29 protein-coding genes are annotated in these 26,331 nt (G+C 74.3%); 6 read left to right on the forward strand and 23 right to left on the reverse strand.

All coding sequences use genetic code 11. From position 1 onward, the window contains the following. Nucleotides 1–1,737: a serine/threonine-protein kinase gene (locus rosag_RS05065; protein WP_284348960.1), complete on the reverse strand. Its 1,737-nt coding sequence runs from the start codon at nucleotides 1,735–1,737 to the stop codon at nucleotides 1–3. Between the two features lie 361 nt (nucleotides 1,738–2,098). Then, complete coding sequence (locus rosag_RS05070; RefSeq protein WP_284348961.1) at nucleotides 2,099–3,073, reverse strand: DUF3667 domain-containing protein; 975 nt, start codon at nucleotides 3,071–3,073, stop codon at nucleotides 2,099–2,101. A 120-nt stretch (nucleotides 3,074–3,193) separates the two neighbouring features. Between rosag_RS05070 and rosag_RS05075 the strand changes: the two genes are divergently transcribed. Further along, entirely contained in the window at nucleotides 3,194–5,320 is a 2,127-nt protein-coding gene (locus rosag_RS05075) for a M20/M25/M40 family metallo-hydrolase (protein WP_284348962.1), read from the forward strand. 349 nt (nucleotides 5,321–5,669) lie between these two features. Here the strand turns inward: rosag_RS05075 and rosag_RS05080 are convergent, their stop codons facing one another. The 9 genes from rosag_RS05080 to rosag_RS05120 form a co-directional block, all read right to left on the reverse strand. After that, nucleotides 5,670–7,295, reverse strand: a complete 1,626-nt coding sequence (locus rosag_RS05080) for an MltF family protein (RefSeq protein ID WP_284348963.1) — start codon at nucleotides 7,293–7,295, stop codon at nucleotides 5,670–5,672. A gap of 75 nt (nucleotides 7,296–7,370) precedes the next feature. Then, nucleotides 7,371–8,033 (reverse strand): hypothetical protein, encoded by a 663-nt coding sequence (locus rosag_RS05085; protein ID WP_284348964.1) that lies wholly within the window; start codon nucleotides 8,031–8,033, stop codon nucleotides 7,371–7,373. A 383-nt stretch (nucleotides 8,034–8,416) separates the two neighbouring features. After that, nucleotides 8,417–9,109 (reverse strand): hypothetical protein, encoded by a 693-nt coding sequence (locus tag rosag_RS05090; RefSeq protein WP_284348965.1) that lies wholly within the window; start codon nucleotides 9,107–9,109, stop codon nucleotides 8,417–8,419. Between the two features lie 67 nt (nucleotides 9,110–9,176). After that, nucleotides 9,177–9,635, reverse strand: coding sequence for a DUF2214 family protein (locus rosag_RS05095; RefSeq protein WP_284348966.1), 459 nt, complete (start codon nucleotides 9,633–9,635; stop codon nucleotides 9,177–9,179). Continuing rightward, nucleotides 9,632–10,099, reverse strand: a complete 468-nt coding sequence (locus tag rosag_RS05100; RefSeq protein ID WP_284348967.1) for an FKBP-type peptidyl-prolyl cis-trans isomerase — start codon at nucleotides 10,097–10,099, stop codon at nucleotides 9,632–9,634. The genes rosag_RS05095 and rosag_RS05100 overlap by 4 nt, the downstream gene beginning before the upstream one ends. Before the next feature lie 85 nt (nucleotides 10,100–10,184). Then, nucleotides 10,185–11,501 carry an App1 family protein phosphatidate phosphatase gene (locus tag rosag_RS05105; protein ID WP_284348968.1) on the reverse strand — a complete coding sequence of 439 codons (1,317 nt, stop codon included), beginning with the start codon at nucleotides 11,499–11,501 and terminating at the stop codon, nucleotides 10,185–10,187. A gap of 5 nt (nucleotides 11,502–11,506) precedes the next feature. Further along, on the reverse strand, nucleotides 11,507–11,788 hold the full coding sequence (locus tag rosag_RS05110) for a hypothetical protein (protein WP_284348969.1): 282 nt from the start codon (nucleotides 11,786–11,788) through the stop codon (nucleotides 11,507–11,509). A gap of 46 nt (nucleotides 11,789–11,834) precedes the next feature. After that, complete coding sequence (locus rosag_RS05115; RefSeq protein ID WP_284348970.1) at nucleotides 11,835–12,392, reverse strand: hypothetical protein; 558 nt, start codon at nucleotides 12,390–12,392, stop codon at nucleotides 11,835–11,837. A 16-nt stretch (nucleotides 12,393–12,408) separates the two neighbouring features. Then, nucleotides 12,409–12,615 carry a hypothetical protein gene (locus rosag_RS05120; RefSeq protein WP_284348971.1) on the reverse strand — a complete coding sequence of 69 codons (207 nt, stop codon included), beginning with the start codon at nucleotides 12,613–12,615 and terminating at the stop codon, nucleotides 12,409–12,411. Between the two features lie 225 nt (nucleotides 12,616–12,840). Here rosag_RS05120 and rosag_RS05125 point away from each other — a divergent pair, with 225 nt between their 5' ends. Together rosag_RS05125 and rpsU are read left to right on the forward strand one after the other, a co-directional pair. Next, nucleotides 12,841–13,053, forward strand: a complete 213-nt coding sequence (locus rosag_RS05125; RefSeq protein WP_284348972.1) for a cold shock domain-containing protein — start codon at nucleotides 12,841–12,843, stop codon at nucleotides 13,051–13,053. Between the two features lie 124 nt (nucleotides 13,054–13,177). Beyond that, nucleotides 13,178–13,372 (forward strand): 30S ribosomal protein S21, encoded by a 195-nt coding sequence (rpsU, locus tag rosag_RS05130; RefSeq protein WP_284348973.1) that lies wholly within the window; start codon nucleotides 13,178–13,180, stop codon nucleotides 13,370–13,372. 220 nt (nucleotides 13,373–13,592) lie between these two features. Here rpsU and rosag_RS05135 read toward each other — a convergent pair whose 3' ends face one another. The 4 genes from rosag_RS05135 to rosag_RS05150 form a co-directional block, all read right to left on the reverse strand. After that, nucleotides 13,593–13,769: a hypothetical protein gene (locus rosag_RS05135; RefSeq protein WP_284348974.1), complete on the reverse strand. Its 177-nt coding sequence runs from the start codon at nucleotides 13,767–13,769 to the stop codon at nucleotides 13,593–13,595. Between the two features lie 61 nt (nucleotides 13,770–13,830). Beyond that, nucleotides 13,831–14,439, reverse strand: coding sequence for a peroxiredoxin family protein (locus tag rosag_RS05140; protein WP_284348975.1), 609 nt, complete (start codon nucleotides 14,437–14,439; stop codon nucleotides 13,831–13,833). 153 nt (nucleotides 14,440–14,592) lie between these two features. Continuing rightward, nucleotides 14,593–15,774: a glycosyltransferase family 2 protein gene (locus rosag_RS05145; RefSeq protein WP_284348976.1), complete on the reverse strand. Its 1,182-nt coding sequence runs from the start codon at nucleotides 15,772–15,774 to the stop codon at nucleotides 14,593–14,595. 203 nt (nucleotides 15,775–15,977) lie between these two features. Then, nucleotides 15,978–16,466: an NUDIX hydrolase gene (locus rosag_RS05150; protein ID WP_284348977.1), complete on the reverse strand. Its 489-nt coding sequence runs from the start codon at nucleotides 16,464–16,466 to the stop codon at nucleotides 15,978–15,980. A 382-nt stretch (nucleotides 16,467–16,848) separates the two neighbouring features. Between rosag_RS05150 and rosag_RS05155 the strand changes: the two genes are divergently transcribed. The 3 genes from rosag_RS05155 (at nucleotide 16,849) to rosag_RS05165 (ending at nucleotide 20,899) form a co-directional block, all read left to right on the forward strand. After that, nucleotides 16,849–17,547, forward strand: coding sequence for a response regulator transcription factor (locus rosag_RS05155; protein WP_284348978.1), 699 nt, complete (start codon nucleotides 16,849–16,851; stop codon nucleotides 17,545–17,547). A 113-nt stretch (nucleotides 17,548–17,660) separates the two neighbouring features. Further along, the gene (locus tag rosag_RS05160; RefSeq protein WP_284348979.1) at nucleotides 17,661–20,036 is read left to right on the forward strand and encodes a histidine kinase; all 2,376 of its coding nucleotides are present in this window, start codon (nucleotides 17,661–17,663) and stop codon (nucleotides 20,034–20,036) included. Nucleotides 20,037–20,071: 35 nt separating this feature from the next. Continuing rightward, nucleotides 20,072–20,899 carry a LytR/AlgR family response regulator transcription factor gene (locus tag rosag_RS05165; protein ID WP_284348981.1) on the forward strand — a complete coding sequence of 276 codons (828 nt, stop codon included), beginning with the start codon at nucleotides 20,072–20,074 and terminating at the stop codon, nucleotides 20,897–20,899. Between the two features lie 423 nt (nucleotides 20,900–21,322). Here the strand turns inward: rosag_RS05165 and rosag_RS05170 are convergent, their stop codons facing one another. From rosag_RS05170 to rosag_RS05205, 8 genes are all read right to left on the reverse strand, one after another. Further along, nucleotides 21,323–21,790 carry a nuclear transport factor 2 family protein gene (locus tag rosag_RS05170; RefSeq protein ID WP_284348982.1) on the reverse strand — a complete coding sequence of 156 codons (468 nt, stop codon included), beginning with the start codon at nucleotides 21,788–21,790 and terminating at the stop codon, nucleotides 21,323–21,325. A gap of 122 nt (nucleotides 21,791–21,912) precedes the next feature. Continuing rightward, nucleotides 21,913–22,359: a DUF1801 domain-containing protein gene (locus rosag_RS05175; protein WP_284348983.1), complete on the reverse strand. Its 447-nt coding sequence runs from the start codon at nucleotides 22,357–22,359 to the stop codon at nucleotides 21,913–21,915. Between the two features lie 22 nt (nucleotides 22,360–22,381). After that, nucleotides 22,382–22,864 carry a DinB family protein gene (locus rosag_RS05180; protein WP_284348984.1) on the reverse strand — a complete coding sequence of 161 codons (483 nt, stop codon included), beginning with the start codon at nucleotides 22,862–22,864 and terminating at the stop codon, nucleotides 22,382–22,384. Further along, nucleotides 22,864–23,379: a hypothetical protein gene (locus rosag_RS05185; protein WP_284348985.1), complete on the reverse strand. Its 516-nt coding sequence runs from the start codon at nucleotides 23,377–23,379 to the stop codon at nucleotides 22,864–22,866. The genes rosag_RS05180 and rosag_RS05185 overlap by 1 nt, the downstream gene beginning before the upstream one ends. Beyond that, nucleotides 23,376–23,789, reverse strand: coding sequence for a DUF3052 domain-containing protein (locus tag rosag_RS05190; RefSeq protein WP_284348986.1), 414 nt, complete (start codon nucleotides 23,787–23,789; stop codon nucleotides 23,376–23,378). The genes rosag_RS05185 and rosag_RS05190 overlap by 4 nt, the downstream gene beginning before the upstream one ends. A gap of 76 nt (nucleotides 23,790–23,865) precedes the next feature. Continuing rightward, on the reverse strand, nucleotides 23,866–24,456 hold the full coding sequence (locus rosag_RS05195; RefSeq protein WP_284348987.1) for a YggT family protein: 591 nt from the start codon (nucleotides 24,454–24,456) through the stop codon (nucleotides 23,866–23,868). 49 nt (nucleotides 24,457–24,505) lie between these two features. Beyond that, complete coding sequence (locus tag rosag_RS05200) at nucleotides 24,506–25,282, reverse strand: Nif3-like dinuclear metal center hexameric protein (RefSeq protein WP_284348988.1); 777 nt, start codon at nucleotides 25,280–25,282, stop codon at nucleotides 24,506–24,508. Then, nucleotides 25,279–26,280: a BMP family lipoprotein gene (locus rosag_RS05205; RefSeq protein WP_284348989.1), complete on the reverse strand. Its 1,002-nt coding sequence runs from the start codon at nucleotides 26,278–26,280 to the stop codon at nucleotides 25,279–25,281. The genes rosag_RS05200 and rosag_RS05205 overlap by 4 nt, the downstream gene beginning before the upstream one ends. Nucleotides 26,281–26,331 lie beyond the last annotated feature (51 nt).

Raw genomic sequence — 26,331 nt, forward strand, 5'->3', positions numbered from 1 at the left:
CTATCGGACCGCTGTGAGGACCCACCCAGCGTCCGCGCGCTTGAACGACGCCTGGAAGCTCACCGGGCTGCGCTCGCGCTGCCCCGCACTCGTCACGAACTCGTACGTCCCGGTCAGCTTCCCCTCAGCCGTCGTGCCGCTGACGTCCAGGTTGCTGAGCGTGAACGTCGCCCGCAGCTCGCGCACGGACCCGAAGAAGCGCTGGAAGTTCTGCTCCTGCGCCCCCGTGATCCCGGGGTAGGCCGCACGCACCGCCCCCATGTCGCGGGCCGAGATCGCGCGCGCGTACCGGGCGACCGACTCGGCGATCTCGCTGGCGGCGTTGGCGGACGACGCGGCAGCCGTCTCGGTGGTGGTGGCCGCGGGCGCGGGCGTGTTCGCTGGCGCGGGCGCCGGCTGTTCGGGCGCCCGCGTCACGGGCGCCGGCGCGGCGCTGCTGCCGGGCGTCGCGATGGGGCGGGAGACCGCGGGCGCGGGCGTGGTGCCGCTCGGAACGGCCGCGACCTCGCGCGGACGCGGCGCGGCGGGCATCGGCGCGGCGACCGACGGCGCGGCGGGCGCGGCGGGCGCGGGCGGCGTCGATACCGGCGCCGTCGTGGAATCGCTGGCGGTGGGCCCGGCCGTCGGCGGCGGCGTGGCCGGGCCCTGTGCGACGGTCGGCTCGGGCGTCGGAGCGGGCGCGCCGCGGTCGCGGAGCGCGAAGGCCCACACGCCCACCCCCAGCGCCAGCGCGCCGAGCGCGCCCGTGAACACCAGCGCGCCGCGGCCGGCGCCGGTCTTCGCCGGCACGGGCGGCGCGACGGTCGGACCGGTGGCGGACGCGGGCGACGCCGCGGCGCCGGGGACGGCGGTGGCCAGCCGCGCGTTGAGCGAGACCGACGCCGACGCCTGCCGCGCCCCCGACAGCGTGCCCATGATCGCACGCAGCTCGGTGAGGTCGTTCGCCATCTCGGCCGCCGTCTGGTAGCGGTGCTCCGGATCCTTCGCGAGCGACTTCGCGACGATCGCGTCCAGCTCGGGCGGCAGCTCGGGCGCGTAGGTCGAGGGTGGCGGCGTCGGCTCGCTCACGATCTTGTACAGCACCGCGTGGAGCGTCTCGGCCGCGAACGGCTTGCGGTGCGTCAGCAGCTCGTAGAGCACCGCGCCGAGCGAGAAGACGTCGGTGTGCGCGCCGATGGGGCCCGCGGTCACCTGCTCGGGCGCCATGTAGTTCGGCGTGCCCATCGTCATCCCCGTGCGCGTCATCTTCTGCGACGTGAGATGCGCGACGCCGAAGTCCATGATCTTCGCGCGCTCGTCGTCGGTGATGCGGATGTTCGCGGGCTTGATGTCGCGGTGGACGATGCCGCGCCGGTGCGCGTACGAGAGCCCGCCCAGCACGTCGATCGCGATCCCCAGCTTGCTGGAGAGCGAGAGCGCGGTCTGCTTCGCCAGCAGCGCCTCGAGGTCCTCCCCGTCGAGGAACTCCATGGCGATGAACAGGTGCCCGTCCACCTCGCCGAAGTCGTAGATCGTGACGACGTTCGGGTGCTGGAGCGAGCCGGCCGCCTGCGCCTCGCGGAGGAAGCGCTCGCGCAGCTCCTGCTCGCGCGCGACGGCGTCGCTCATGACCTTGATGGCCACGGGGCGCTGCAGCACCGGATCCAGCGCGCGGTAGACGGCGCCCATGGCGCCCTCGCCCACGAGGCCGAGGATCTGGTACTTGCCGATCGTGGTGGCGGGAGGCTGCGTGGCCATCGGGCGGGTGCTGCGGCGGGACGGGCGGCGGGGACGCGAAGTATCGACCCGGGGAGGACGACCGGCAACGGGGCGGCGGCACGGGACGGCGGCTGCGGGCTGCGGGCTGCGGATCCCACTCCGTGCCCTCGGCAGCCAGCCTCGCGCTCGGGTCCTCTCCTGTTGGAGGGGATGTGGATGCTTCGGAGGATACGGATCGGACGGATCGCTCCGCACGAGCGCATGGAACGTCGCCGCCATGGGGAGCGATCCGAAGCATCCGCTCAGATCCGGAGCATCCGCATCCTCCCCACCAGGCAAGAGTGTCCGGCGCGAGGATCCGAGGATCCGGGGTTCAGGATCCGCAGCCCGCCGCCGTCGTTCACGTCGTGTAGTACGTCACCGCGAACAGCACGTCCCGGTACCCGTCGAACAGCCGCGGCAGCACCCACGCCAGCACCGCGGTGCGCGCCAGCGTCCAGCGCCACGACTCGGGATACACGCGCCGCAGCGCGACGAACAGGTACGCGGCGACGACGGCCAGCGCGGGCACGCCGATCACGTTGTCGTCGTTCGCGAGACGGACGAACGTCTCGACGTACGGCCAGAGCCACCGCTGCTCCACCGGCAGCGCCCGCGCCGCCCGCACCACGCCGTGCAGCACGACCGAGAGGGTGCCCATCCAGGCCGCGAGGAAGAGCAGCATGAACGCGAGGAAGTGGATCGCGAACACGAGGTGCTGCACGAACGGCCGCCGGCGCCGCGCGTAGAGCACCGCCAGCAGCGCGCCGAGCGACGGCGCGAGGAGCAGCCACACCGACTGCTGCCGTCCGCTGGCCGCGTCGAAGCGGCGCGCATACTCCGCCACGGTGATCCGCTCGCGCGCCGCCTTGCGCGCCACCGCCTGCTGCACCGCCGTCGTGTCGCGCAGCACGATCGTGCTCACGCGGCCGTGCGTGTACTGCTCCAGCCGGAAGCGGAACCCCGTGCCCGCCGCCGACAGCAGCAGGAAGAAGGCGACGTTCACCAGCACGAACAGCTGCAGCGGACGCGCATAGCCGCGGCGCCGGCCGGCCACCCAGTCGGCGGTCAGCTGCCCCGGACGCAGCATCAATGCGCGCAGCGTGCGCCAGAGCGCGCCGTCCACGCTCGTGAACTGCTCGAACGCGTGCGAGACGAAGGTGCGGAGCGTGAAGTCCTCGGCCTCCACGCGCGCCTCTCCGCACTCCGGACAGAAGCGCGCGGGACGCTCGGCGCCGCAGCTGGGGCAGCGCTCGACGGCGTCGGGCGCGACCGGGTGGGGCGCGGGAGCCGGCGGGGCGTACGTGGCGGGGCGGACGGGCGCGAGCTGCGGCACGGCGGGGTGGGGCGGAAGGTGCGCCACGATACGGCCGGGCACTCCGCTGCGCCACCGCGGCCCATCCCGGCGGTATTCTTCGCGGCATCCGCCTGGCCCGTACCCCACGCGCATCCTGACGTGATCCGACGCTTCCCGACCGCCGCCGGCGCCGCGCTGGCAGCCGTGCTCCTCGCGCCGCGCGCCCACGCGCAGCCGGCCGCTCCGCTCCCCGGCTACTCGCCCGCCGCCGCGGCCCGCCAGCGCGCGCTCGAGGCGAGCGTCGTCGCGCGTCCCGACACGGCCCGCGCCCACGCGCACGTCCGCGCGCTGTCGGCCGAGACGCACGTCGCCGGCTCGCCGGCGCAGGCGCGCACGCGCGACTACGTCATCGACGCGATGAAGAAGCTCGGCCTCGAGACGGAGGTGCGCGCGTACCGCGTCTGGATGCCGCACGCGACCGGCGTGCAGCTGTGGCGTGTCGGCCCGAAGGGCGACAGCACCGCGCTGTCGCTGGCCGAGCCGGCGGTGGCGGGCGACGCGACGTCGGGCGCGGCGCAGTACCCGACCGTCAACGGCTCCAGCGCCGCCGGCGACGCGAGCGGCGAGATCGTGTACGTGAACTACGGCCTGATCGAGGACTACGCGCAGCTCGACTCGATGGGCGTGTCGGTGCAGGGGAAGGTCGTGCTCGCGCGCTACGGGCGGTCGTTCCGCGGCATCAAGGCGCGCGAGGCGGAGAAGCGCGGCGCGGTCGCGCTCATCATCTACAGCGACCCGGCCGACGACGGCTTCGTGCGCGGCGACGTGTACCCCGAAGGGCCGATGCGCCCCGCGTTCGGCGTGCAGCGCGGCTCCGTGTTCAACGGCAACGGCGATCCCTCGACGCCCGGCTGGCCGAGCCGCGAGAACGCGCGCCGGCTGCCGGTGGACAGCATGGGGACGCCGCGCATCCCGGTGGTGCCGATCGGCTACGGCAACGCGCAGCTGCTGCTGGAGGGCGTGCGCGGCGCGAGCGTGCCGCAGACGTGGCAGGGCGGGCTCGCGCTGCGCTACCACGTGGGCCCGGGGCCGATGCGCGCGCGCGTACGCGTCACCACCGACGCCGCGACCAACGGCTGGAAGACGATCTGGAACACGTTCGGCACCATCCGCGGCAGCGAGCAGCCCGACGAGATCGTGATGGTGGGCGCGCACCGCGACGGCTGGGGCCCCGGCGCCGCCGACAACGTCAGCGGCACGGTGAGCGTGCTCGAGGCGGCGCGCGCGGTGATGGAGGAGGTGAAGGCCGGCCGCCGCCCGAAGCGCACGCTCGTCTTCGCGACGTGGGACGCGGAGGAATGGGGCCTCGTGGGCTCGACGGAGTACGTCGAGGACGACTCGCTGCGGCTGTCGCGCCACGCGGTCGCGTACCTGAACCAGGATGTGTCGGCGTCGGGCCCCAACTTCGGCGGCGGCGGCTCGCCGTCGCTGCGCGCGACGCTGCGCGACGTCGCGCGCGTCGTGCCCGATCCGAGCGGGCAGGGGAGCGTCTACGCGGTGTGGCGGAAGCGCTCGGCCGTCGCCGACAGCGCGGAGCCGGCGATGGGCGATCCCGGCGGCGGCAGCGATTTCGCCGGCTTCTACAACCACCTCGGCGTGCCGATCGCCGAGTGGGGGTTCGGCGGCGCGGGCGGCGTCTATCACTCGCAGTACGACTCGTACGACTTCGCGCGCCGCTTCGCGGATCCGACGTTCGCGTACCACGCGGCGGCCGCGCGCGTGAACGCCGCGCTGATGCTGCGCCTCGCCAACGCGGAGGTGCTGCCGTACGACTACGTCGAGTTCGCGCGCACGATGCGCCGCTACCTGCCGGCGCTCGACCGCGCGGCGACCGCGCGCCGCCTCGCGAACGTGAGCACCGCGGCGCTGTCGGCCGCGATCGACCGCATGGAGCGCGCGGCTGCGGACTTCGCGACGGCGCGCGACGCGGCCCTCGCCGGCAACACGCCGGCCACGCGCCTGCGCGCCGCGAACGAGGCGCTGAAGCAGGTCGAGCGCGCGCTCACGCGCCCGCAGGGGCTGCGCACGCGGCCGTGGTTCCGGAACCTGATCTATGCGGCGGACGAGAACAACGGCTACGCGAACGTGGTCTTCCCGTCGGTCGCCGAGTCCGTGCGCGACGGCGACGCCGCGCGCGCATCGGCCGAGGTCGCGGATCTCGCGTCGCGCTTCGACTCGGCCACGCGGGCGCTGGAGACTGCCACGCGCTTGATTGCCGGACGGTAGAGTCCCGCACGTCGGCTCAGGACGGACGGCGGCGGATCGCGCTCGGAAATTGTGGCTGCGAAGCCCTGACCGCACTCGCGCGGTGCGCTCGCGCGTCCGGTCTTCGCTCGCCACAATTTCAGGTCGCGCGATCCGCCCCCATCCGCCCTTCGCCCACTGCCTCCGTCGTACGCCGAGTGGCGCGGTGGCCGATGCTGTCTCGCGCGGCTGCCCTCGCGGCGACGCGTGGGGCGAACCGTGGTGGGGGATGGCGCCGAGCGAGTCCCGAGCGCAGCGAGGGAACTCTCGCATCGGCGCGAAGCGGGGCGCGCAGGCTGACCGCCCACCACGGTGAGCCGCTACACCGATCTCAACGAGCGACCCGCGCAGGACCGAGACCCGCCTCTGCCACGGTCGGCGTCACGAACTGCCGGTAGTGGTCGAAGCGCTCGAGGATGAGGGCCACGTACGTGACGGGCTCGTAGCCGCGGCAGTAGCCGTACCGCACCACCGGGTCCGCGTGGTACTCCTGCTTCGCGAGCTGCAGCAGCCAGTAGGCGACCTCCTCCCACTTCTCGGGGTTGTCGCCGTGCTTGTCGGCCAGGCGCTGCGCGTCCACGATGTGGCCCAGCCCCGCGTTGTACGACGCGAGCACGAACTTCAGGCGCTCGGTCGAGTCGGCGATGCGCGACGCCCACTGCTTCTCGAGCCACTGCAGGTACTTCACGCCGCCGGCGACGTTCTGCGCGGGATCCGTGATCGCGCGCACGCCGAACTGCTTCGCCGTCGCGGGCATCAGCTGCATCAGCCCGCGCGCGCCCACCCACGACTTCGCGGTCGGGCGGAAGCGCGACTCCTGGTACATCTGCGACCCGAGCAGCCGCCAGTCCCAGCCCAGCGACGCGGCGTGCCGGCGCAGCAATGAGTCGTACGGCGACAGCGTGCCCGTCTCGGACGTCAGGTAGCGGCTCTCCACGCGCGCGAGGTACGCGCGCTGGTCCACGAAGTACTTCTTGTACAGCTGGTCGAACACGGGGCCCGTCTTCTCGTCGGCGATCCACGCGTCCAGCGTGTCGCGCAGCGCGCGGGCCTCGCGGCGCACGGCCCAGGCGACCTTCTGCGACGCGCCGACGACGGGCCGGATCTCGAGGTTGCGGTACGCGCTGGTCTGCAGCTGCGCGAGGTTCCCCTGCGCGACCGTGTACGCGACGTTGCCCTTCGCGACCTCGCGGATCACCGTCTCCGACGACGCCTCGACCTCGACGACGTTGATGTCGCCGGAGATCTCGTCCTCCAGCTCCAGCAGCGTGCGCGCGTAGGGCGAGTCCTCGGGGAGCGTGACGCGCCGCCCCGCGAGCTCCGACGGGCGCTGCACGAGGCGCGCGCGGATCGTCGTCTTCGTCTCGGGCGCCGCGGCCGGCGCACGCTCGGCCGGCCCGCGCTTGAGCATCGTGTCGACCGGATCGGGCAGCGCGGCCGCCGCGGCCTGCGGCGACGCCTTGCGCTGCACCAGCACCGGCTCCGCGCGGTAGAGCGCGCGCGTGAACGTCGCGCGCCCCGAGTCCTCGGGCATCGGGATCAGCCGCGCCGCGACGACGTCGGCGCGGCCGTCGTGCAGCATCGCGAACAGCGAGTCGCGGTCCTGCACCACCACCCAGCGCAGCGTGAGATCCTTGTCGGCCGCGAAGCGCTTCAGCAGCTCGTACTCGTAGCCGAGCGGCAGGCCGCGGTAGATGAAGTACGTCGTCGAGTTGTAGGGCGCGGCGACGACGAGCGTGTCACGCGTGCGGATCGCCGCCCAGTCGCGGCCCGGCCGCTCGACGGTGCCGTCCGCGCGCGACGTCACCACGCCGCGCTCCACCACCGCGCCCGCGAGCGTCGCGCTGTCCGCGCCCTCGGGCCGCTCGTGCGCGCCCTGACATCCCGCCGCCGCCACCACCACCACACCCACCAGGAGCCGTCGTCCGCACTGCCGCATGCTCGCCGCCGTCGCCATGTGTGCCGCCGGGAATGGGGGCGGCGCGGAGGGGCAAGAGGGCGGCCAGCCGTGCGACTGATGGCCGAATGTGCGTCAGTGCGCGGACTTCGCGGGCTCGGGCGCGACGTTGCGACCGTCCAGCCGCAGCGTCGAGACGTGCGTGTTCGTGCCGGGCTCCAGCCGGAAGCCCACGACGCCGTCCGGCTGCACCGTCGTGCGCGGCAGCTCGGCCACCGCGGCACCGTTCACGAGGAAGCGCACCGCCTCGCCCGCGCTCTCGACGCCGAGGACGAGCTTCACGTTCGGCTTGTCGGCGGGGCGGACGGGGATGGCGGGATGCGCCGTCCACGGCACCAGCTCGCGCACGGTCGTCCCGTCGCGCCGCAGCACGCGGAAGCGGCCGTCGGGCCCGGCGACGAACGCGGTCCACCGCGCGCCGGATTCGCCGAGCGCCTGCCCGCCGACGAGCAGCCCGGTGCCGGTGCCGGGCGCCTTCGCGAACAGGAACAGCTCGCTCTCGATGCGCGGCGTCCCGCGGACGACGTGCGCCGGATCCCACACCATCCCGCCGGTCGCGGGCGCGGTCAGGTGCCAGCCCGGCGGCATGGCCGCGAAGGCGAGCGCGCTGTCCGGCACCCCCACGGCGTCGAACGCCGCGCGCCAGCTGGCGGGACGGGCCGGCGCCTGCGCGCCCACGGGCGCGACGAGGCCCGCAGCCACTACCAGAGCCGCGAGATGGAGGGGTCGGGTCGGCATGCGGAGGGAGGGAATCGAGGAGGGGAGGAGGCTCGCGCTACGCTAGCACCGTCTTGCCGTCGTGCCCACGGGCGACTTCGTCAGGAGTGCGTAGAGGCTTGGTCGCGTGCTCATGCCGGCGGCCGGTCCTCCCGCGCGGAGACCGCGCCGCCGCCACGTCACTCACGCCCTCCAGTGCCGCCTGCCGCCGACCTGTGGGGGCGCGGGCCTGATGCTGGGCGGAGGCGACCTGCGAGATGACCAAGGAGACTCACGCGCAAGCAGTGAGGCTCCGCCGTGTGAGATCGCGGGGAGCCGGAGCCCAGCGTCAGGCCCGCGCACCTGCGCACGAATGCCGGCCGCCCCCGCACGCACCGCGGGCATGACGGCGGGCGGCGCGGAAGTCAGCGTCGCTCCGCGGCGGCCTCGAGGGTCGGAACCGGCGCCAGCTGCCGCTGCTCCTGGGCGTGCGCGAGCAGCTGCGTCACGAAGCGCTGCCCCTCGGAGATGCGCTCGACCTCGACCGCGATCGTGTCGACCGCCTGCTCCAGGCGCATCAGCCGCTCGGTGTCCTCGCGCGAGGCGGCGCGCACCGGCGCCGCGCCCGTACGCTTCCAGATCCGCCGCGCGAACGCGATCGCGATCGGCATCAGCACCGCCAGCGTGAACGCGACGCCGATCGGGGCGACGTCGATCCGGGGGCCGCCGGTCTGGATGATCCGGGTCGCCTCGCTGCTCGACGTGAGCAGCTCGGCCGGCGCGGCCACCACCAGCTGGCCGGTCTGCGCGATGTCGGTCTCGAGCTGCAGGATGCGCTGGTCGAGCAGCTGGATGCGCTGCTCCACCCCCTCGCGCGCCTGACCCTCGGGCATGCGCCGCAGCTCGTTGACCAGCCGCTCGCGACGGTCGGCGGCGGAGTTCAGCTGGTTCGAGAGCTCGGAGCGGCGCGAGCGCAGCGCGCGCATCTCGCGGGCGGTCGTGGGGACGGACACCGCGGTGCGGGCGCCGAACACCTCCGCCGCGGGCGAGCCCGCCGGGAACTGCACGGGAGGCGGCACCGGGGGCGCGGCCGGGATCTCGGGATGCTGCTGCGGCATGTGGCCGTCTACGTCGGGCGCCGGAGCGCGGTTTCAGGACGGGCCCGGACGCGGGACCCGTCCGCGGTCAGCCACGCAGGCCCAGCCCGCGCGCCATCGCCGTGGCGGCGAGCACGATGCCGACGATCAGCAGCGCCTGCACGGCACTCAGCCGCGAGATCGTGCGCGCGCCCTCGGTGTCGAGGCGCGTCCCGCGGGAGAGCGCGCGCCGCCAGCGCATCAGCGTCAGCATCGGCCGGATCTCGAGGACGAGGACCAGCAGGAAGAGCCCCATCTTGGCGTGGAACGCGGTGTTCGCCAGGTAGTAGCTCGTCCCCTTCTCCAGCCCGCCGAACGCGCGCCACACGCCCGTCCCCAGCCAGAGGAGCGCGGCCACGCCCCACCACGCGTCGGCCGCCAGCGCGCGGCGGATGGCGGCGTTGTCGAGCACCGGCCCCCGCAGCGCGCGCGAACGGCCCCACACCGCGCCCAGCCCGATGCCCAGCGCCAGGAGGTGCGCGGCGGCCACCAGCCAGCGCAGCGTCACGGGCGCGACGTCCCCGCGGCCGCGGCCTCCTGCACCTCCACCAGCTCGAGCGCGAACGTCAGGTCCTCGCCCGCCAGCGGGTGGTTGCCGTCGAGCGTCAGCGTGTCGTCGCCGACCTCGCGCACGACGACCATCAGCGCCTGGTCGCCGCGCCCGAGCTGCAGCCGCTGCCCGACGCGCGGCGTGATCTGCGGCGGCACCTGCGCGCGCGGCACCGTCACCACGAGCTCCGGCCGCTGCGCGCCGTACGCCTCGGCCGCCGGGATGGTCACCGTCTTCTGCTCGCCGACGGTCATCCCCGTGACCGCGGCGTCGAAGCCCGGGATCACGTCGCCCGCGCCGATCGTGAACGCGAGCGGCTCGCGCCCGCGCGACGAGTCGAACTCGCTGCCGTCGCGCAGCGTCCCCGTGTAGTGGATGCGGACGGTGTCGCCCGGCTTGGCTTCCTGGGACCCGTGTGACATGGCGGCGCGGGGCTGGAGACTGGATCGCGTGGGACGGCGGGTGCTGCCCGCTGGTCGGGCAAGATGTCGACCGTCGGCCGCCGCGTCAGGCGGGCGGGTGCTTGGGGAGCGTCTCGTCCACCACCAGCGTGGGCGCCGCATGCGCGGGGTGCGGCGCGTCGGTCGGGACGCCGGGCGTCTCCGGCGCCGCCCCCTGACGCTCCGCGCGCGCCCGGTCCGCCTCGGCCGCCGACGCGGCGGCGACGGCATCCACCGCAGCGGGCGCGATCCAGCCGTGCGCCGCGGCGTGGCGCGCCGCGGCCAGCGTGTCGTCGGCCAGCACGAGCGCCGCGCCCGTCGCCTGCACGTCGGCCGCCAGCGCCTGGATCGCGGTGCGGCGCGCCGCGTCGCGGTGCACGTCGCGGATGTAGATCGCCAGCACGCGCCCGGGATACTCGCGCGCCAGCGTGCCGTAGATCTCGGGATCCTCCTGCGTGCTGTCGCCCACCAGGAGGAAGGGGAGCTGCGGGTACGTCGCGAACACCTCGCGGATGCGCGCCAGCTTGTGCCCGCGGTTGCTGCGCAGCGAGGGGCCGAGGTCCCAGTCGCGCAGCAGGAGCGGTCCCGCGGGGATCGTCTGCGCGTCCAGGAAGTCGGCGATCACGTCGTACAGGTTCCAGGGGCTGCTGGAGACGTAGAAGATCGGGTTGCCCGCGCCGTCGCCGCCGACACCGCCCGGCACCGCCGCCTGCAGCGCGCGGTAGAACGCCGCCACGCCGGGAAACGGCAGCCGCGTGCGCGCGTTCTCCAGCAGCACCATGCGCGCGGCGCTGAGGAAGCTCGTCACGTCCGACTGCAGCACCGTGTCGTCCATGTCGCTGATGACGCCGAAGCGCGCGTTCGCGGGCGGCACGAGCACGTGGGCCGTCGCGCGCGCATCGGGGTCGCCGGGCGCCGCGTTCTCCGCGAGCGCGAACTGCACCGGATGCCACGCGCCCGGCGCCAGCGGCTGCGGCAGCGTGACCCAGCGGTGCACGAAGCCCTCGTCGTCGGCGCGCAGCGCGTGCGCGGTGCCCGCCAGCCGGGCGGTCACCTGCGCGTGCGGCAGCGGATCGCTGCGGATGCGGCGCAGCGCGTCGAGCAGGTTGCGCCACCGCGGGAGCGCGGCGTCCGCCTTCGAGAACGCACGCCGCCGCAGCGCGCGCGCCTGCACCAGCGCGGTGTTGCCGGTGCCGTAGCCGCGGTATCCCACCACGTGATGCGGCGCGGGCTCGTCGTCGCGTGCGATCGCGTCGCGCAGCGCGCCGGCCACGCGCCGCGCGCCACCGATCGCGCCGCCGAGCGCATTGGCGGCGCGCAGCAGCGGATCGCGCGGATCGCGCGGATCGCGGTCGTCGCCGTCGCGGCGATCGTCGCCGGCCATGCGCGTCAGCGGCCGCCGCTCGCGCGGCGCGCGGCGAAGAAGGTGTACGTGCGCCAGAGCGTCACCAGCGTCGCGAGCCCCACCAGCGCGCCGACGAGCGCGCTGCGCGACATCGACGGCTCGGCCGCGCCACCGGGCATCGCGCAGCGGCGCACGCCCTCCATCCACTCGCCGCCGGCGTCGGCGCAGGCGCGCGCGCGCATCGCGGTGGTCGCCAGCAGCGCGGCGAGCGACGCGGCGGTGCCGGCGAGGAGGGCGGCGAGGCCGCGGCGGAGCTCGGGAGACATGGCCATGCGATCGGGGCGAAGCGAAGCGTGCGGGCGAGCGGCGAATCTACGCGCGTGGGTCGGGCTGCGGTGCGCGCCCCGGCGCGCTCTCCAGCATGCGCGCGACCGCGGCGTAGTCGCCGGCACTCAGCCGCTCGCACAGCGCGGCCAGCGCGTCGGCGTCGGCGTGCGTCAGCCAGAGCTTCGCGTGCGGCGGATAGCCCGCGTTCGCCAGCACGGAGAGGAAGCCCGTGCGCGAGACGAGCCCCTGCGCGTGCCGCTCGACGATCGTGCACAGGCGCGGCTGGTCGATCACCAGCGGCAGCAGCTCGAGCGTGTCGGCGGGGCTCACCGTGCTGGCGAGGCAGCGCACCGCGCGGCCGGCGAGCGCGCGCAGCGCGGGCTCGCCCGCGTCATCGGGCTCGCTCGACTCCACCAGATAGAGCAGCCGCCAGAAGAGGCGCTCCTCGTCGGGGGCGTCCTCCCACGGCACCGCGTCGGAGTGCTCGACGTCCAGCGGATCGGCGGCGAGGACCGGCGCGATCCAGGCGTCGAGCGCCTCGCGCGTCAGCTCGCCCGCGGCGAACGCCTGCAGCCGGGCCGCCAGGTCGTAGAGGCTGGGCACCGGGACCGGGCGCCGGTCAGCGGGGGCCGGTGGGACCGGCGGGGCGCCGGGCCGCGCGCAGGTAGAGCGCGCCGCGGACCAGGAAGAAGAGCGCGAAGCCGACGTCGAGCAGCGGCTGGCGGGTGAGCGAGGCGCCGACCCAGAGCGCGCGGATGGCGACGAACGCCCCGAGCGCGATCATGACGAGGCCGAGGACGAGCGAGAAGGTGCGTGGGACGGGCATGCGGGCGGGAAGAGGCCGATTGCGTCGGCGCACGGCGCCGCATAGGTTGCGAGTGCGCAAAATACAGCGCAGCGGCTACGGACGTCGACGACCCTGGGGCCTCGCTCTCGCGGTGGCCCCTTTTCGCTGCACAACCTAGCTGCTCCGTGCCCTCGGGCGCGGGCTTCTCGTCGGATGGTACGGCAGGACCGGACTCCGACTCTCTTCTTCTCTCGGAGTTCCGCAATGCGTACGACCGGCACCGTGAAGTGGTTCAACGACGCCAAGGGCTTTGGCTTCATCACGCCCGAGAACGGCGACAAGGACTGCTTCGTGCACCACTCGGCCATCCAGGGCCGTGGCTTCAAGTCGCTCGCCGAGGGCGAGCGCGTCGAGTTCGAGGTCGTCCAGGGCCAGAAGGGTCCGGCGGCCGAGAACGTCGTCAAGCTCGGCCAGTAAGCCTGATCGCTGCGGCCGGGGCAACCTGGCCGCAGCCGTCTCGGGCCGGCCCGGCGCACGTCGGGCCGGCCTTTCAGCACCCAGCCGCCATGGACGGCGGCCCTCATCTCCCAGAGGTACACGCGTGATCGAAGTTCGACTTGGCGACGACGACCGGATCGAGTGGGCGCTCAAGGCGTTCAAGCGGAAGGTCCTCAAGGCCGGCATCCTGAAGGACGTGCGCAAGAAGCGGCACTACCTGAAGCCGAGCGAGGCCCGGCAGCTGAAGGCCGCCGCGGCGCGCCGCAACGCGCGCTCCAAGAACCGCGCGTCGCGCTGAGCCGGCGCCCAGGTCGATCGGTCGGGGCCTCGCGCCCCTGCGATCACCGCGCCGCGCTCGGGTAGGTCCGGGTACACACCGCCCCGACGGTCGTCCTGCGCGACCGCCGGCGCTCCGGCGTGTACGACAGCACGAGCCGCATGCGCGAGGGGCCGTCCCGACGATGTCGGGACGGCCCCTCGCGCGTTCCCACCCTCAGCAGAGGGCGGTCAGAACTCGCTCAGAACTCGCGGCGCTTCAGCTCCTTGAACAGCTGCTGCCGCTCCGCGTCCCCCTCCTCCTCGTTGTTCGTCACGAGGGTCGGGTCGAACGCGCGGCCGGAGCGCGGCTTCTGGGCCTTGGCCTGCGCCTTCGCCTGGTTCTGCTTGATGAGCTTCGCGAGCTGCTTCTCGTTCACGGGAGTCTCCGGAAGACGCGGGGCGAAGGGAAGGGGGAGCGCGCCGACGGTCGGCGGACGGTCAGCTGCCGCGCGCCTTGGCGACGGCGGCCGCCAGCGCCTGATACGCACCCTCGTTCAGCGCGTTGAAGCGCAGGTCGCGCCAGGCGATCGTGCCGTCCTTGCCGATGACGAAGACGGTGCGCCCGGAGGTCGGGCGGCCGGCGACGTGCGAGCCGTACGCGTCCGCCGCCGTCAGCTGCGGGTCCGACACGAGCGCGAACGGGAACTTCATCTCCTTCGCCCAGTCGGTGTGCGTCGCCACGCTGTCCGCGGAGATCGGAAGGACGACGACGTCCTTGCCGAAGAGCGTGTCGAACTCGTCGCGGAACTTGGTCAGCTCCGCCGTGCAGCCGGTGGTGCGGTCCTTCGGATAGAAGGCGACCACGACGACCTTCCCCTTCTGCGCCGCCAGCGAGACGGGCGTCGCGCGGGTGCCGGACGCGTCGGCCCAGGCGAGGGTGAAGTCGGGCGCGGCCTGGCCGATCTCGGGGGCCGGCGCGGTGGGCGCGGGCGCGGCGGCGGCCGGCGTCGCGGGCGCCTGCGCACGCACGCCCGCGGGCGCGGCGATCAGGGCGGCGAGCGTGGCGGTCGAGAGCAGCGCGGGGCGGAGGAGCGACGGTCGGGACATCGGACGCGGACCTCGGGACAGGGACGGGCGGCCGCCCGCGAGGTGGCGGGCGGGCCGGCAGGAAAGATGGCGCGCGGACGCGCCGGGTGCGATGGGACGGCGCGTCAGGATGCGATGGCGATCACCACGCGATCGCCCCTGGCGCCTGGCGGCTCACTCGGTGGCCCGCAGGATGTCGTACCGCCGGCCGCGCCAGGCGCGCGGGCGCCGGAGCGTCGAGAGCCAGAGCCGCGCGACGGCGGCCGGATCGGCGGCGACGCTGAGCCAGTACGGAAGCCCGCGCCGCTCGTACGACCCGCGCATGGCGACCAGCAGCAGCACGCGGATCGCGACGAGGGCGAGGTTCAGCGCCAGGAGCGCAGTCGGGAGCCACCCGGGCGACAGCTTCGCGGCGACCGGCGGGATCGCGGCCAGCACGACCAGCGGAAGCCCCTGGACGAGCGTGACGGTCGCGACGTCGAGCGCCTGCCGCGCCCCGCCCGCCGCGTCGCTCAGGTCGAACGACCGCCCCCACTCGCGCCACGCCTCGGCCGCCGACGCGTACGAGCGCACACGGTAGAGGCGCGAGCCGTCCAGGAAGCCGACGCGCGCCCCGCGCCGCGCGAGGTGGCGGGCGAGCGAGACGTCGTCGCAGAACGAGGCGCGGGCGGGCGCGTAGCCGCCGTGCCGGACGAGCACCTCGCGCCGGGCGAGGAAGCACTGGCCGTTCGCCATCACCCGGTCTGGCGCGGTGCCCGCCGCCCCGACGGCGCCTACGCGGTAGAGGAGCGTCGCCAGCATCGCCGGCTGCAGCCAGCGCTCGCCCGCCGTCTGACCGGCGAACCGGGGCGCGAACGACACGACATCCAGATGGTGGCGCCGAGCTGCCGCGACGGCGGCGCCGACGAGCCCGGGATCTGGCTCGACGTCCGCGTCGAGCCCGAGCACCCATTCGCCGCGCGCGTGGCGCAGACCGGTCTCCAGCGCCCAGACCTTCCCGACCCAGCCGGCGGGGAGGGGCGCATCGGTGAGCAGACGGATGCGCGGGTCGGCCATCCCCGCGGCTTCGACCAGCGCACGCGTCCCGTCGGTTGAGCGCGAGTCGACGACGAGCGCCTCGAGCATGGGGGCGCCCTGCGCGCGCAGGCCGGTCAGGCAGGGCGCGATCCGGTGCGCCTCGTCGAGCGTCGCGACGACCACCGAGACCGTCGTGTCGGTCGGTCCGTCGGGCAGCGGCTCGACGGGCGGCAGCCGATGGCGTCCGGGCAGCAGGCGACAGCCCACGCGCACCGCGGCGAGAGCCTGTGCCAGCAGCAGGACGGCCAGGACCGACGCCGGCAGGCCAGATCCCGTCACCGCGCCTCCCGCGTCGCTTCAAATACCAGAGGCGACGACGTTGAAGCGCAGCTACTTACACTTCGTGCCCTCAGGCATCGCCTGACATTCGGCCAGGAGCGCGGGGCGGGCGACGGAACGAGGAGTGGCATGCGCGGGGCAACCGGAGGTGGTGCGGACGAAGCGCGTCCGCGGTCACGCCGGTTCCCATCGCCCGAGCGCGGTCAGGCCGTCCGCACCTCGCGCGCGAGCGCCGCCTCCAGCCGATCGAGCAGCTCGGCCTGCGCGGCGAGGAGCTTGCCGCGCGCCGTCGGCAGGTCGAACCAGGCGCAGCGGTCCACCTCGGGGAAGGTGATCCACGTCCCCGAGCCGCGCGGCCACTCGCACTGCATCGAGTTGCTGGTGACCCGCGCCGGATCGGCGTCGCCCTCCCAGGCCCACGCGTGGACCTGCTTCCCCGACCGCTGCCGGATGGAGCCGAGGGCGAGGAAGGGCCCCGTCGCGGGGACGCCGGTCTCCTCCTGGAACTCGCGCTGCGCCGCGGCGAGCAGCTCCTCGCCGTCGTTGACCACGCCCTTGGGGATGGTCCAGGCGCCGGCGTCGCGCTGCCGCCAGAACGGGCCGCCCGGATGCGCGAGGAACACCTCGAGGCCGCCCCCCGCCGCACGGCGGTAGAGCAGGAGTCCGGCGCTGACGGTGGCGCGCTTGGGCATGCGCGAATGATGGTACGGTGGAGTACGGAGACACCAGCGGAGCGCGCCGGGAATGCATCCGAATGCGCGCGATTCCGTGCCGTCTGGTCTACGCGCGGCGCGGGGAACCGCTGGAAGGAGGACGCCGCGGCGTGTCGTTCGCCTCGTCCCCTGAGCTGTCGACGATCGGTTCGTTTGCTGTGCCCCCTCTTGCGCCCACCGGCCGGGAGGCCCCCGGCCCGCATCTGCTGGCGACGTTTCGTCCCACTCCAGCCGCGCCCGGCGTCCTGAGGCGCGCGTCCCGTCCCGACTTCGTTGTCGCGGTGCGTCCCACCCCCGATCGTGTGCCGTGTCCGGACGCCCTCGTCCGGCCGTGCTCCACGTCCTCGCCGCGCTCCCCGCCATGCTGCACGCCCTCATCGTCGACTCGGACACGCCGCACGCCCTGCTGCTGGCGCACCACCTCGAGCGCGCGGGCTACCGTGCGCGGGTCGAGCCGGCCGGCGAGGCCGCGCTGGCCGCGGCCTGCGAGCGGCGTCCCGACGTCGTGGTCACCGAGCTCGCGCTCCCCGACCTGGACGGCGTCACGCTGCTGCACCTGCTCCGCGACGCGCGCGCCCTGCCGGCGGCGCTCGTGGTCAGCCGCAGCGACGCGCTCGACGACAAGCTGGCCGCCTTCGACGCCGGCGCCGACGACTACGTCGTGAAGCCCTGCGCCTGGGCCGAGCTGCTGGCCCGCGTGGGCGCGGTGGTCCGCCGCCGCGACGGCATGCGCGCCGACGCCGCCCCCGCCGACCTGGCTGCCTCTCCCATGCTCGGCGGCTGGACGGTGGATCCGGACGCGCGGTGCGCCCGCCGGCACGGCATGGCGGTCCCGCTCCGCCCCAAGGAGTTCGCGCTGCTGCAGACGCTCTGGGAGCGCCGCGGCCGCGTCGTCACGCGCGCCGAGCTGCTGTCGGCCGTCTGGGGCTACGCGCCCGACACGACCACGCGCACCGTCGACTCGCACATCTTCGCGCTGCGCCGGAAGCTCGAGCCCGTGCCTGAGCGGCCGCGCTACATCGTGACCGTCTCGCGCGCGGGGTACCGGCTGGTGGCCTGACGGGAGGCATCGCGCCCGGGCCCACACGCCCTTCGCGCGTCGCGATCCCGTCCCTATCCTCAGGACGTCACCCTCCCTCTCCCGCGTCGCGCGGGCGCGGGCCCCAGCCGCCGATGTCGAGCCTCCCGCGCGCCCTCCGCCCCCACGCGTCCGCCCCGCCGTCCGACGGCCTGCCGCTCGGCATGCCGCCGGGCGCGCTCCCGGTCACGGGGCTCCTGACCGTCGCCACGCCGCTGGCCACCGCCGCGGCGCAGCGCCCGCGGCGCGGCTGGCCGCTCGTGCTGGCCGCCTGGGCTGGCTACAGCGCGATGATGGTGATGCTGTTCGAGGTCACCGCCACGCAGGGGACGGCGACCTTCGGGTGGAGCGTGCCGGTGATGTTCGGCGTCGGCGCGTTCTGGGCCGCCGTGACGCCGCTCGTCCGCCGGCTCACCGTGCGCCTCGCACCGGAGCGCGTGGGCCTCGCGCGCAGCGTCGCGCTGCACGGCGCGGCTGCCCTCGGCCTCTCGGTCGCGAGCATCGTGCTGCGGTGGGCGCTGTTCGCCGTCATCTACCGCGGCGAGGGCGCGCCGTCGCTGCTCGGCATGCTGGGGCGGCTGCTCGACTACTACGTCTTCCTCTACGCGCTGCTGGTCGCGCTGTCGCGCGCGGCCAACTCGCACCGCGCCTACGTCGAGCGCGCGCGCCACGCGCTGCTGGCCGAGGCGCGCCTCGCGCGCGCGCGCCTCGCGTACCTGCAGCGGCAGCTGCAGCCGCACTTCCTGTTCAACGCGCTCAACGTCACCGCCGAGCTGACGCAGGAAGCGCCGAGCGTCGCCGAGCGGATGCTGCGGCAGCTCGCGCGCCTGCTGCGCGCCGCCACCGCGCACCTCACCGACGCCGAGGTGCGCCTGTACGACGAGCTGCACGTGCTCGACGCGTACGTGGACGTGCAGCGCACGCGCTTCGGCGACGCGCTGACCGTGACGTACGACTTCGATCCGCGCGCGATGGACCTGCTGGTCCCCGCGTTCGTGCTGCAGCCGCTGGTCGAGAACGCGATCCGCCACGGCCTGGCGAGCGGGCAGGGGCAGGTGCGCGTCGCGACGGCGCTGCTCCCGGGCACGCCGGGCGCCGAGCGCCTGCACCTGTCGGTGACGAACGACGGCGCGCCGCCGCTGGCCACGGAGCGTCCGTCGGTGACGCGCACGGGCGGCCACGGCATCGGCCTGCGCAACACGCGCGACCGGCTGGCGCAGCTCTACGGCGAGTGGCACCGCTTCGACATCCGCTACGATCCCGGCGTCGGCACGACGGTGGAGCTCGAGCTCCCCGCCCGCTCGGCCCCCGCGCACGCGCCGACGCGCGTGGGTGCGACGCCGCCCATCGAGAGCGCGCCGCCGCCGGACGCGGCGATCGTCGTCGAGCTGGCGCCCGCCGCGGCCGCGCGCCGCGATGCGCCCGCGCCCGAGCCGCCCGCCGTGGCGGCCGAGCCGGCGGGCGACGCCGTCGCGGTGTCGCCGGGGCTGCGCGTGCCGTTCCGCGCCATCGCGGGCTTCTGGACCGCGTGCGCGCTCGTCTGGTGCCTCCAGGTCCTGCTGATGGGGCTCGGCGGCATCGCGCGGCTGGACGAGGCGCGCAACTACCTCGTGCAGTTCGTCGGCGCCGGCACGTGGGCGCTGCTGACGCCGCTCGTGTTCTGGCTCGCGCGCCGCGTGCGCCTGTCGCGCGAGCGGTGGGCGGGCCCGCTCGCGCTGCACGTCGTCGTGTGCGCGGTGATCGCGGTGGCGCAGGTCGCGGTGGCGCGCGCCGTGTTCGGCGCCGACGTGCCGCTGTTCTCGATCGCCGTCGTCTTCCCGATGACGCTCAACGGCGTGATCTACGCGTCGCTGGTGGCGTGGTCGCACGCGCGCGACTTCTCGGTGTGGCACCGCGAGCGCGCGGTCGCGACGGCGCGGCTGGAAGCCGACCTCGAGATGACGCGCGTGCGCAGCGTCGCCGTGGAGCTGCGGCCGGAGTTCGTCGCCGGCGTGCTCACGGGCGCGGCCGACGTGGCCGTGACCCAGCCCGAGCGCGCCGAGTCGATCGTCGAGCGGCTGGCCGACCTGCTGCGCACGCTGCTCGACGAGTCGCGCGCCACGCGCGCGCCGACCGTGCGCGAGGAGCTGTCGCTGCTGGAGCAGTCGCTCGACGTGCTGTCGCTCACGGCGGGGCGCCCCGTGCGCCTGCGCAGCGACGTGCCGGCCGACCTGCAGGGCGCGACGCTGAGCGCCGGCGCGCTGCGCCGCGTGCTCGACGTCGCGTCCGCGCGCGTGGCCCTCGCCGACGCCGACGCGCTCGAGGTGCGCGTCACCGTGACCGCCGGCGCGTCCGACGCCGCCAACGTCTCGGGCGGCGTGGTGCGGGTGACGCGCACCGGCCCGTGGCTGGTGGCGCGCGTCCGCGCGGCCGAAGGCACCAGCGGCAACGCCGGCCCCGCAGGCGGCGCCTCGCTGGCCGCCGCGTCCTGAGTCGCGTCCTGAATCTCCCGTCCATCCGATCGCACATGCCGATCCGAGTCCTCCTGGCCGACGACGAGCCGCTCGCCCGACGCCGCCTGCTGCGCTTCCTGCGCGCCGAGACGGACGCCGACGTCGTCGCCGAATGCGGCAGCGGCACCGAAGCGGTGCGCATGCTGCGCACCGAGCCGATCGACCTCGCGCTCCTCGACGTGCAGATGCCCGACCTCGACGGCTTCGGCGTGATCGCCGAGGTCGGGGCGGACCGCATGCCGCCGGTCATCTTCGTGACCGCGTACGACGCGTACGCGCTTCGCGCGTTCGAGGTGCACGCGCTCGACTACCTGCTGAAGCCCGTCACCGCGGACCGCTTCCGCGAGGCGTTCACGCGCGCGCGCGACCACCTGGACCGCGCCAGCACCGCGAGCATGGGCCGCCGGCTGAAAGCGATGCTCGCGACGGTGCTCGCGAACGAGGAGGTGGACGGCGGCGGCGCGGCGGCCGCCGCGGCCGCGGGCGTGCTCCCCGAGCGGCAGCGCTACGCGGACCGCCTGACGATCAAGGCGAACGGGCGCGTCTTCTTCGTGCGCGTCAACGAGGTGGACTGGTTCGAGGCGCACGGCAACTACGTGCGCGTGCACGTCGGCACGACGACGCACCTGATCCGCGAGGCGCTGAGCGTGGTCGAGGCGTCGCTGACGCCGGACCGATTCGCGCGCATCCACCGCAGCACGATCGTGAACATCGATCGCATCAAGGAGCTGCAGCCGTGGTTCGCGGGGGACTACATCGTGCTCCTCAAGGACGGCACGCAGCTGAAGCTCTCGCGCACCTATCGCGACCAGTTGCAGGTGCGGTTGCACGCGCTGTCCTGATCGTTCGTTCGGCGGGCTGGGCTCCGTGCGTGGTCGTCGGAACGCAGGGGCCCCGCCGGCTCGGAAAATGGGGCGGTCGAGCCACGGAGCGCTGCGCGCTCGTGTCTCGGCACGCCCCATTTTCAGGTCGCTCGGCGGGACCCCTGCGTCCCTCCTTCCCCAGAGGCCCGCGTCACGACATGGAGGAGCGGATGCACGTGCCCCGTCGCGGCCACGATACAGGGTGCGCTGCGTGCTCCATGATTGCGCGCCCGCCTGTGGGACGTGGGGGCGAGGGGGTGGGCGCCGAGCGACCTGAAATCGTCGCGTGCGGAGACCCGTAGGGGCTCCGCCGCGAGGATTTCCGAGCCGGCGCCCGCCCCCTCGCCCTCACGGCCGCGCGAAGGACTCTGTGCGGGTCTCCTACGACGCGGCGCGACCGGATCAGCGCGTGGCCGACGCGGGCTTGGGCATCGGCGACTGCCACAGCACGTGCGTGATCATCCAGCGGTTGTCGAACTTCCCCATCAGCAGGTAGTCGGTGCCCCACCAGGCGGTGACCTTCGCCGCCGCGGTCTGATCCATCACGTCGAGCAGCTCGATCTGCTTCGGCCACTTCGGATCGGGCGCCTTGCCGCTCGCCTTCACGCGGTTCGCGAACGCGTGGAACTGCGGCCACGTCATCTGCTGGCCCGGGTTGTAGCGCACCGAGTCGCGCGACCGACCGAAGCCGTACTTGTAGACCTCGGGGCGGATGGAGCGCACGTGCTTCGTCGAGTCGCCCTCGTAGAAGCCGTCCAGGTAGTCGAGCGAGGCCTGGCGGACGCCCGCGCTGTCGGCGCGGGTCTGGGCATGCGCCGGCGCGGCGGCGGCGAGCAGGAATGCGGCGAGGGCGAAGGACGGGCGGCGCATGCTTCGGAGCTCCGGGTGAGGGGACCTGCACCGTACGACGCGGACGGGCGGCCGGTGGCGCGCGCGCTGTTCCGCTTCCGTCAACGCGCGCGGTCGCGCGTGGTCGCGCGTGGTCGCACGCGTCACTTCCGGCGGCTCGCCTCGTAGCGCGCGATGAACGTTGCCGGCGGCGTGCTGGCGATGGTCGCGCCCACCGCGTCGAGCGCGAGGTCGTCGAGCCGCTTGAAGCGCAGGCACGACTTGCCCATGTCCAGCTTGAGCCCGCGCGCCGCGAACGCCTCGCGCAGCCGCCGCTCGTCCTCGCCGTCGCCGTACACGTTCATCAGGTAGAGCGCGTAGTGGCGCTTCTGCGCCGCCAGCGCGGCGTAGCACAGCGGCTGCTTGTTGTAGGTGTCGGGATACTCGCTCAGCGGGATGCCGTAGCAGATCATCCCGAAGCCCATCGTCTCGCGGTAGCCGGCGGGGAGGTGCTGCAGCACGAGATCGCGCACCGCCGCGACGACGGCGCGGCGCTCCTCCGGCAGCTCGGCCAGATATTCGTCGACGGTGGCGGCGGCGCTCTGCACCATGGGACGCGCGGTGGGGATGGGGTCAGGCGTCGCGGCGGATCGACGCGCCGCGCGCCCAGAGGATGAAGTCCGTGGGCAGCGGCGTGCCGCCGCCCTCGCGGACCATGAGCGCGATCTGCCCGCGGTGGTAGCTGCCGTGCAGCGCGACGTGCGCGACGATCTCGCGCACCGTGCTGCGATGCGGCTCGCCGGTGGTGGTGCGGTAGGCGACCGGCTCGTCGAGCGCGTCGGGGTCGAGCGCGTCGACGTGCGCGCGCAGCGCGTCGGCGGTCTCCGCGGCCAGCGTCGCCGCCTCGCCCAGCGAGAGCTGCGGCCACACCGGATGCTCGGGCGCACGCCCCTGCAGGCGCGCGAGCCACACGTGCTCCGCGGCGGCGACGTGGGCGTACAGCGCGCGCGCGGCCTCGGTGCGCGGCGACGTCGCGGGCAGCGACTGCAGCGACTCGCGCGCGCGCACGTCGGCCCAGCGCAGGTGGTCCAGCAGCGCGAGCAGCGTCGCGGGCATCAGGCGGCTCCGTGGTGCGCGGGGGACGACAGCCACCGCGCGAGGTACGCGTCGACGCGCGCGGCCAGCGGCGCCCGGTCGGCGTCGTCCGTCATCACCGTGTCGACCCACGCGTCGCGCTCGAACGCGATGACCTGCAGGTCCCACACGCAGAACGACTCGCCGTCGCGCGCGGGGCGCCACGACGCGCCGGGACGCTGGTCGCGCCGCAGCACGCGCACGGGCAGCTCGTTCTCCTCGCTCCACCAGCCGAGGACGAGGTAGTCGGCGCCGCGGCCGCGGTGCGCGATGAGGAAGCCGACGCCCAAGCGCCGCGGCGCGATCGCGGGCCGGGGCAGGGTGGCGAGCGCCGTCGCGACGCCCTCGTCGAACGCGTCCCACGGCAGCGGCGCGTCGTCGACCGTGATCGCGTAGCGCTTCAGGCGCCAGCCGTCATGCGCGAGCACGTCGCGCGCGACGATCGGACGCGGCGCGAACGGCCGCACCTCCAGCGCGTCCTGCACGCTCGTCGTCATGACGTCACCCGCCGGTGGAGGAACTTGAGGCCGGACCACACGTCGTCCACCGCGCACACCTTCACGTCCACGAGGCCCGTCGCGAGCCCGAGGCGCCGCACGACGTCCTCGGTGATGTCGGTCGGCTGGCGCGACGCCTTCTTGGGCCACGCGACCCAGAGCATCGCGCCGCGCGGCAGCGCGCGGGCGGCGGTCTCCAGCTCGGGCGCGAGCGTGGCGGCCTGGCGCGCGAACAGCAGCAGCACGTCGGCCGACGCAGCGCCGTCGCCGCGCGTGGAGGTGAGCACGACGTCGTCGGGGAGCGGCGCGAGCGTGTCGGCGAAGTCGGGCGGCGCATCGACGAGCGCGACGCGATGGCCGGCCTTGATGCCGAGCTTCTGCCCGAGCGGCTTGCCGGAGTAGCCGGCCATGATCGGGAGGGGCTGGAGACGTCCGCGACGAGCTTCGCGACGTTAGCGCGGCCGCGCGGGCGGGGCTAGATGCCGCTCAGATGCCGCGCAGCAGCAGGCCCTGGAGCAGCGTGAGACCGAAGTACGCCACCAGCGGCGTGAGGTCGACCATGCCGAGCGTGGGGATGACCTGCCGCAGCGGGCGCAGCATCCACTCGGTGAGCACGAATGCCCAGCGGATCCAGCGCGAGTATGGCGACAGCTGGAACCAGCTCGAGATCACGCGGGCGAACAGTGCCGCCTTGAGGATGCCGAACGTCCACGCGACGAGCAGCGCGAACAGCCCGCGCGGTCCGGACTGCACCGCGTACAGGGCGCCGAGCAGCTCGTTGCGGACGAAGCCGAGCAGCGACAGCAGCACGATGCCGCCGACGACGACCGCGGCGAGCGTCCACCAGGGCGCGTGCGCGGGCTGGCCGCCGGCCCGCAGGATGCGCCGCTCCATCGGCTGGAACATCGGGTCGATGCGCGAGCGCGTGAGGCGCGCGACGCCGCTGAACGGCGAGAGGCGCCGCGTGCGCGCGGCCCAGCTCAGGCCCGCTGCGGCCGCGACGAGCACCGCGCCCGCGAGGAGCACGACGCGCAGCGCGCCGAGCGCCACGCCGGTGGCGTAAAGGATGGTCTCCACGTGGGGAAAGCTCTCCCGGATGCGGGCCGCGCGGAAGGTCGCGCGGCGGTCAGAGCCCCGTCGGCTCGCCCACGAACGACCACGGCACGCCGAACGTGCGCTCGATCTCCTCGCCGAGCGCCTGCACGCCGAGCGTCTCGGTCGCGTAGTGGCCCGCGTAGATCACGACGATCCCGCGCTCCACCGCCTCGACCGCGGTGTGGTGCGGGCCCTCGCCGACGATCAGCGTATCGAGCCCGCGCTCCGAGGCCTCGCGCAGCGAGTCGATCGACGCGCCGCCGCCGGTGCACATCCCCCAGCGGCGCGTGCGACGTCCCGGCGCGATGGGCGTGTGCACGGTCGTGTGGCCGTACCGCGCGGCGAACGCGGTGGCGCGCGCCGCCAGCTCCGCGGTGTCGAGGTCCGACTCGCCGCTCAGCCCCACCTCGATGTTCTTGTAGCGCAAGAACCCACCACTCGGCGCGAGGCCGAGCAACGACGCGAGGCGCGCGTTGTTGCCGAGGGTGGGATGCACGTCGAGCGGGATGTGCGAGCCGTAGACCGCGAGGCCGTGCGCCAGCAGCAGTCGCATGCGCTCGTACGCGGCGCCGACGAACGGCTGCGCGCCGTTCCAGAACATCCCGTGGTGCACGAGCAGCAACGATGCGCCGGCCGCGATCGCTCCCTCGATGGCGGGGCGCGAGAAGTCCACCGCCGCGGCGACGCGCGACACCGTACCCGCGTTCGCGACCTGCAGGCCGTTCAGCGCGCCCGAGTAGTCGGGGATCTCGGGGGTGCGCAGCGTCGCGTCGAGGTGCGCGACGATCGCGTCGAGCGTGGCGGTCATGGCGCGGGCTTCGTGACGTCGGCCCAGTTGGGCGTGTCGCCGAGCGGCTTGAGCGTGCCCGCCTCGATCGCGACGCGCGCGCTGTCGACGGCGGCGCGCGTGGCGGCGGGGATGCGCGACTCGAGCTGCGGGTTGTAGACGAGCTGCACGACGCCCGACTTCATCCCGAGGTCGACGACGCGCGGCTTGAAGCCGCCCGCCTTCACCTCGCGCGCGACGGTGAGAAATGCGCGCGGCAGGTCGATCACGACGGAGCCGAGGATCACGTCGGGCGCGACGCCGTTCTGGTTGGAGTTGGCGCCGAACGCGTAGACGCCGCGCTCCTTGGCCGCCTGGAAGATGCCGAGGCCCGCGGCGTCGGCGTTCTGGAAGACCGCGTCGGCGCCCTGGCCGATCTGCGCGAGCGCCTGCTCCTTGCCGGCGCTGACGTCGTCCCAGTTGCCGATGTACGAGGTCAGCACGCGCACCTTCGGGTTCACCGCCTTCGCGCCGGCGGCGAAGGCCGCGAAGCTCGCCTTCACGGGCGGGAGCTCGGTGCCGCCGATCGCGCCGACGACGTTGGTCTTCGTCATCGCTCCCGCGACCATCCCGGCGAGATAGCTGGCCTCCTCGAAGGCGAAGGTCATCCCGGCCACGTTCGCCGCCGTCGAGTTCCCCGACGTCGTCACGTAGATCGTCTTGGGATAGCTCGGCGCCACGCGGAGGGCGGCGTCCTGGAACTCGAAGCCGTGGCCGAAGACGAGCGCGTAGCCCTGCGCGCCATACTGCCGGAAGTTCTCCTCGAACTCCGCCGGCGTCTTCGTCTGGATGTGGCTGGTCTGGGCGTCGAGCGAGTCCTTGATCGCCTTGAGGCCGTTGAAGGCGCCGGCGTTCCACGACTGGTCGGAGATCGGCCCCGGCGTCAGGAGCGCCACACGGAAGGGCGCGTCGCCGCTGGCGGCAGAGTCGGCTTTCGGCTTCGCATCGCCGCCGCAGGCCGCCATGGCGAGCGCGGCCACGCCGACATGGACGAGGCGGCCGATGTGGAGAACTGTGGAGAACCGCCGCTC

Source organism: Roseisolibacter agri (assembly GCF_030159095.1).
GTDB classification, from domain to species: domain Bacteria; phylum Gemmatimonadota; class Gemmatimonadetes; order Gemmatimonadales; family Gemmatimonadaceae; genus Roseisolibacter; species Roseisolibacter agri.

Excerpts from the sequence above, each read along its gene's own strand:
- rosag_RS05065 (WP_284348960.1), bottom strand. The coding sequence starts at position 1,737 with ATGGCCACGCAGCCTCCCGCCACCACGATCGGCAAGTACCAGATCCTC.
- rosag_RS05080 (WP_284348963.1), bottom strand. The coding sequence starts at position 7,295 with ATGGCGACGGCGGCGAGCATGCGGCAGTGCGGACGACGGCTCCTGGTG.
- rosag_RS05085 (WP_284348964.1), bottom strand. The coding sequence starts at position 8,033 with ATGCCGACCCGACCCCTCCATCTCGCGGCTCTGGTAGTGGCTGCGGGC.
- rosag_RS05090 (WP_284348965.1), bottom strand. The coding sequence starts at position 9,109 with ATGCCGCAGCAGCATCCCGAGATCCCGGCCGCGCCCCCGGTGCCGCCT.
- rosag_RS05100 (WP_284348967.1), bottom strand. The coding sequence starts at position 10,099 with ATGTCACACGGGTCCCAGGAAGCCAAGCCGGGCGACACCGTCCGCATC.
- rosag_RS05105 (WP_284348968.1), bottom strand. The coding sequence starts at position 11,501 with ATGGCCGGCGACGATCGCCGCGACGGCGACGACCGCGATCCGCGCGAT.
- rosag_RS05110 (WP_284348969.1), bottom strand. The coding sequence starts at position 11,788 with ATGTCTCCCGAGCTCCGCCGCGGCCTCGCCGCCCTCCTCGCCGGCACC.
- rosag_RS05120 (WP_284348971.1), bottom strand. The coding sequence starts at position 12,615 with ATGCCCGTCCCACGCACCTTCTCGCTCGTCCTCGGCCTCGTCATGATC.
- rosag_RS05125 (WP_284348972.1), top strand. The coding sequence starts at position 12,841 with ATGCGTACGACCGGCACCGTGAAGTGGTTCAACGACGCCAAGGGCTTT.
- rosag_RS05140 (WP_284348975.1), bottom strand. The coding sequence starts at position 14,439 with ATGTCCCGACCGTCGCTCCTCCGCCCCGCGCTGCTCTCGACCGCCACG.
- rosag_RS05150 (WP_284348977.1), bottom strand. The coding sequence starts at position 16,466 with ATGCCCAAGCGCGCCACCGTCAGCGCCGGACTCCTGCTCTACCGCCGT.
- rosag_RS05155 (WP_284348978.1), top strand. The coding sequence starts at position 16,849 with ATGCTGCACGCCCTCATCGTCGACTCGGACACGCCGCACGCCCTGCTG.
- rosag_RS05160 (WP_284348979.1), top strand. The coding sequence starts at position 17,661 with ATGTCGAGCCTCCCGCGCGCCCTCCGCCCCCACGCGTCCGCCCCGCCG.
- rosag_RS05165 (WP_284348981.1), top strand. The coding sequence starts at position 20,072 with ATGCCGATCCGAGTCCTCCTGGCCGACGACGAGCCGCTCGCCCGACGC.
- rosag_RS05170 (WP_284348982.1), bottom strand. The coding sequence starts at position 21,790 with ATGCGCCGCCCGTCCTTCGCCCTCGCCGCATTCCTGCTCGCCGCCGCC.
- rosag_RS05175 (WP_284348983.1), bottom strand. The coding sequence starts at position 22,359 with ATGGTGCAGAGCGCCGCCGCCACCGTCGACGAATATCTGGCCGAGCTG.
- rosag_RS05180 (WP_284348984.1), bottom strand. The coding sequence starts at position 22,864 with ATGCCCGCGACGCTGCTCGCGCTGCTGGACCACCTGCGCTGGGCCGAC.
- rosag_RS05185 (WP_284348985.1), bottom strand. The coding sequence starts at position 23,379 with ATGACGACGAGCGTGCAGGACGCGCTGGAGGTGCGGCCGTTCGCGCCG.
- rosag_RS05190 (WP_284348986.1), bottom strand. The coding sequence starts at position 23,789 with ATGGCCGGCTACTCCGGCAAGCCGCTCGGGCAGAAGCTCGGCATCAAG.
- rosag_RS05200 (WP_284348988.1), bottom strand. The coding sequence starts at position 25,282 with ATGACCGCCACGCTCGACGCGATCGTCGCGCACCTCGACGCGACGCTG.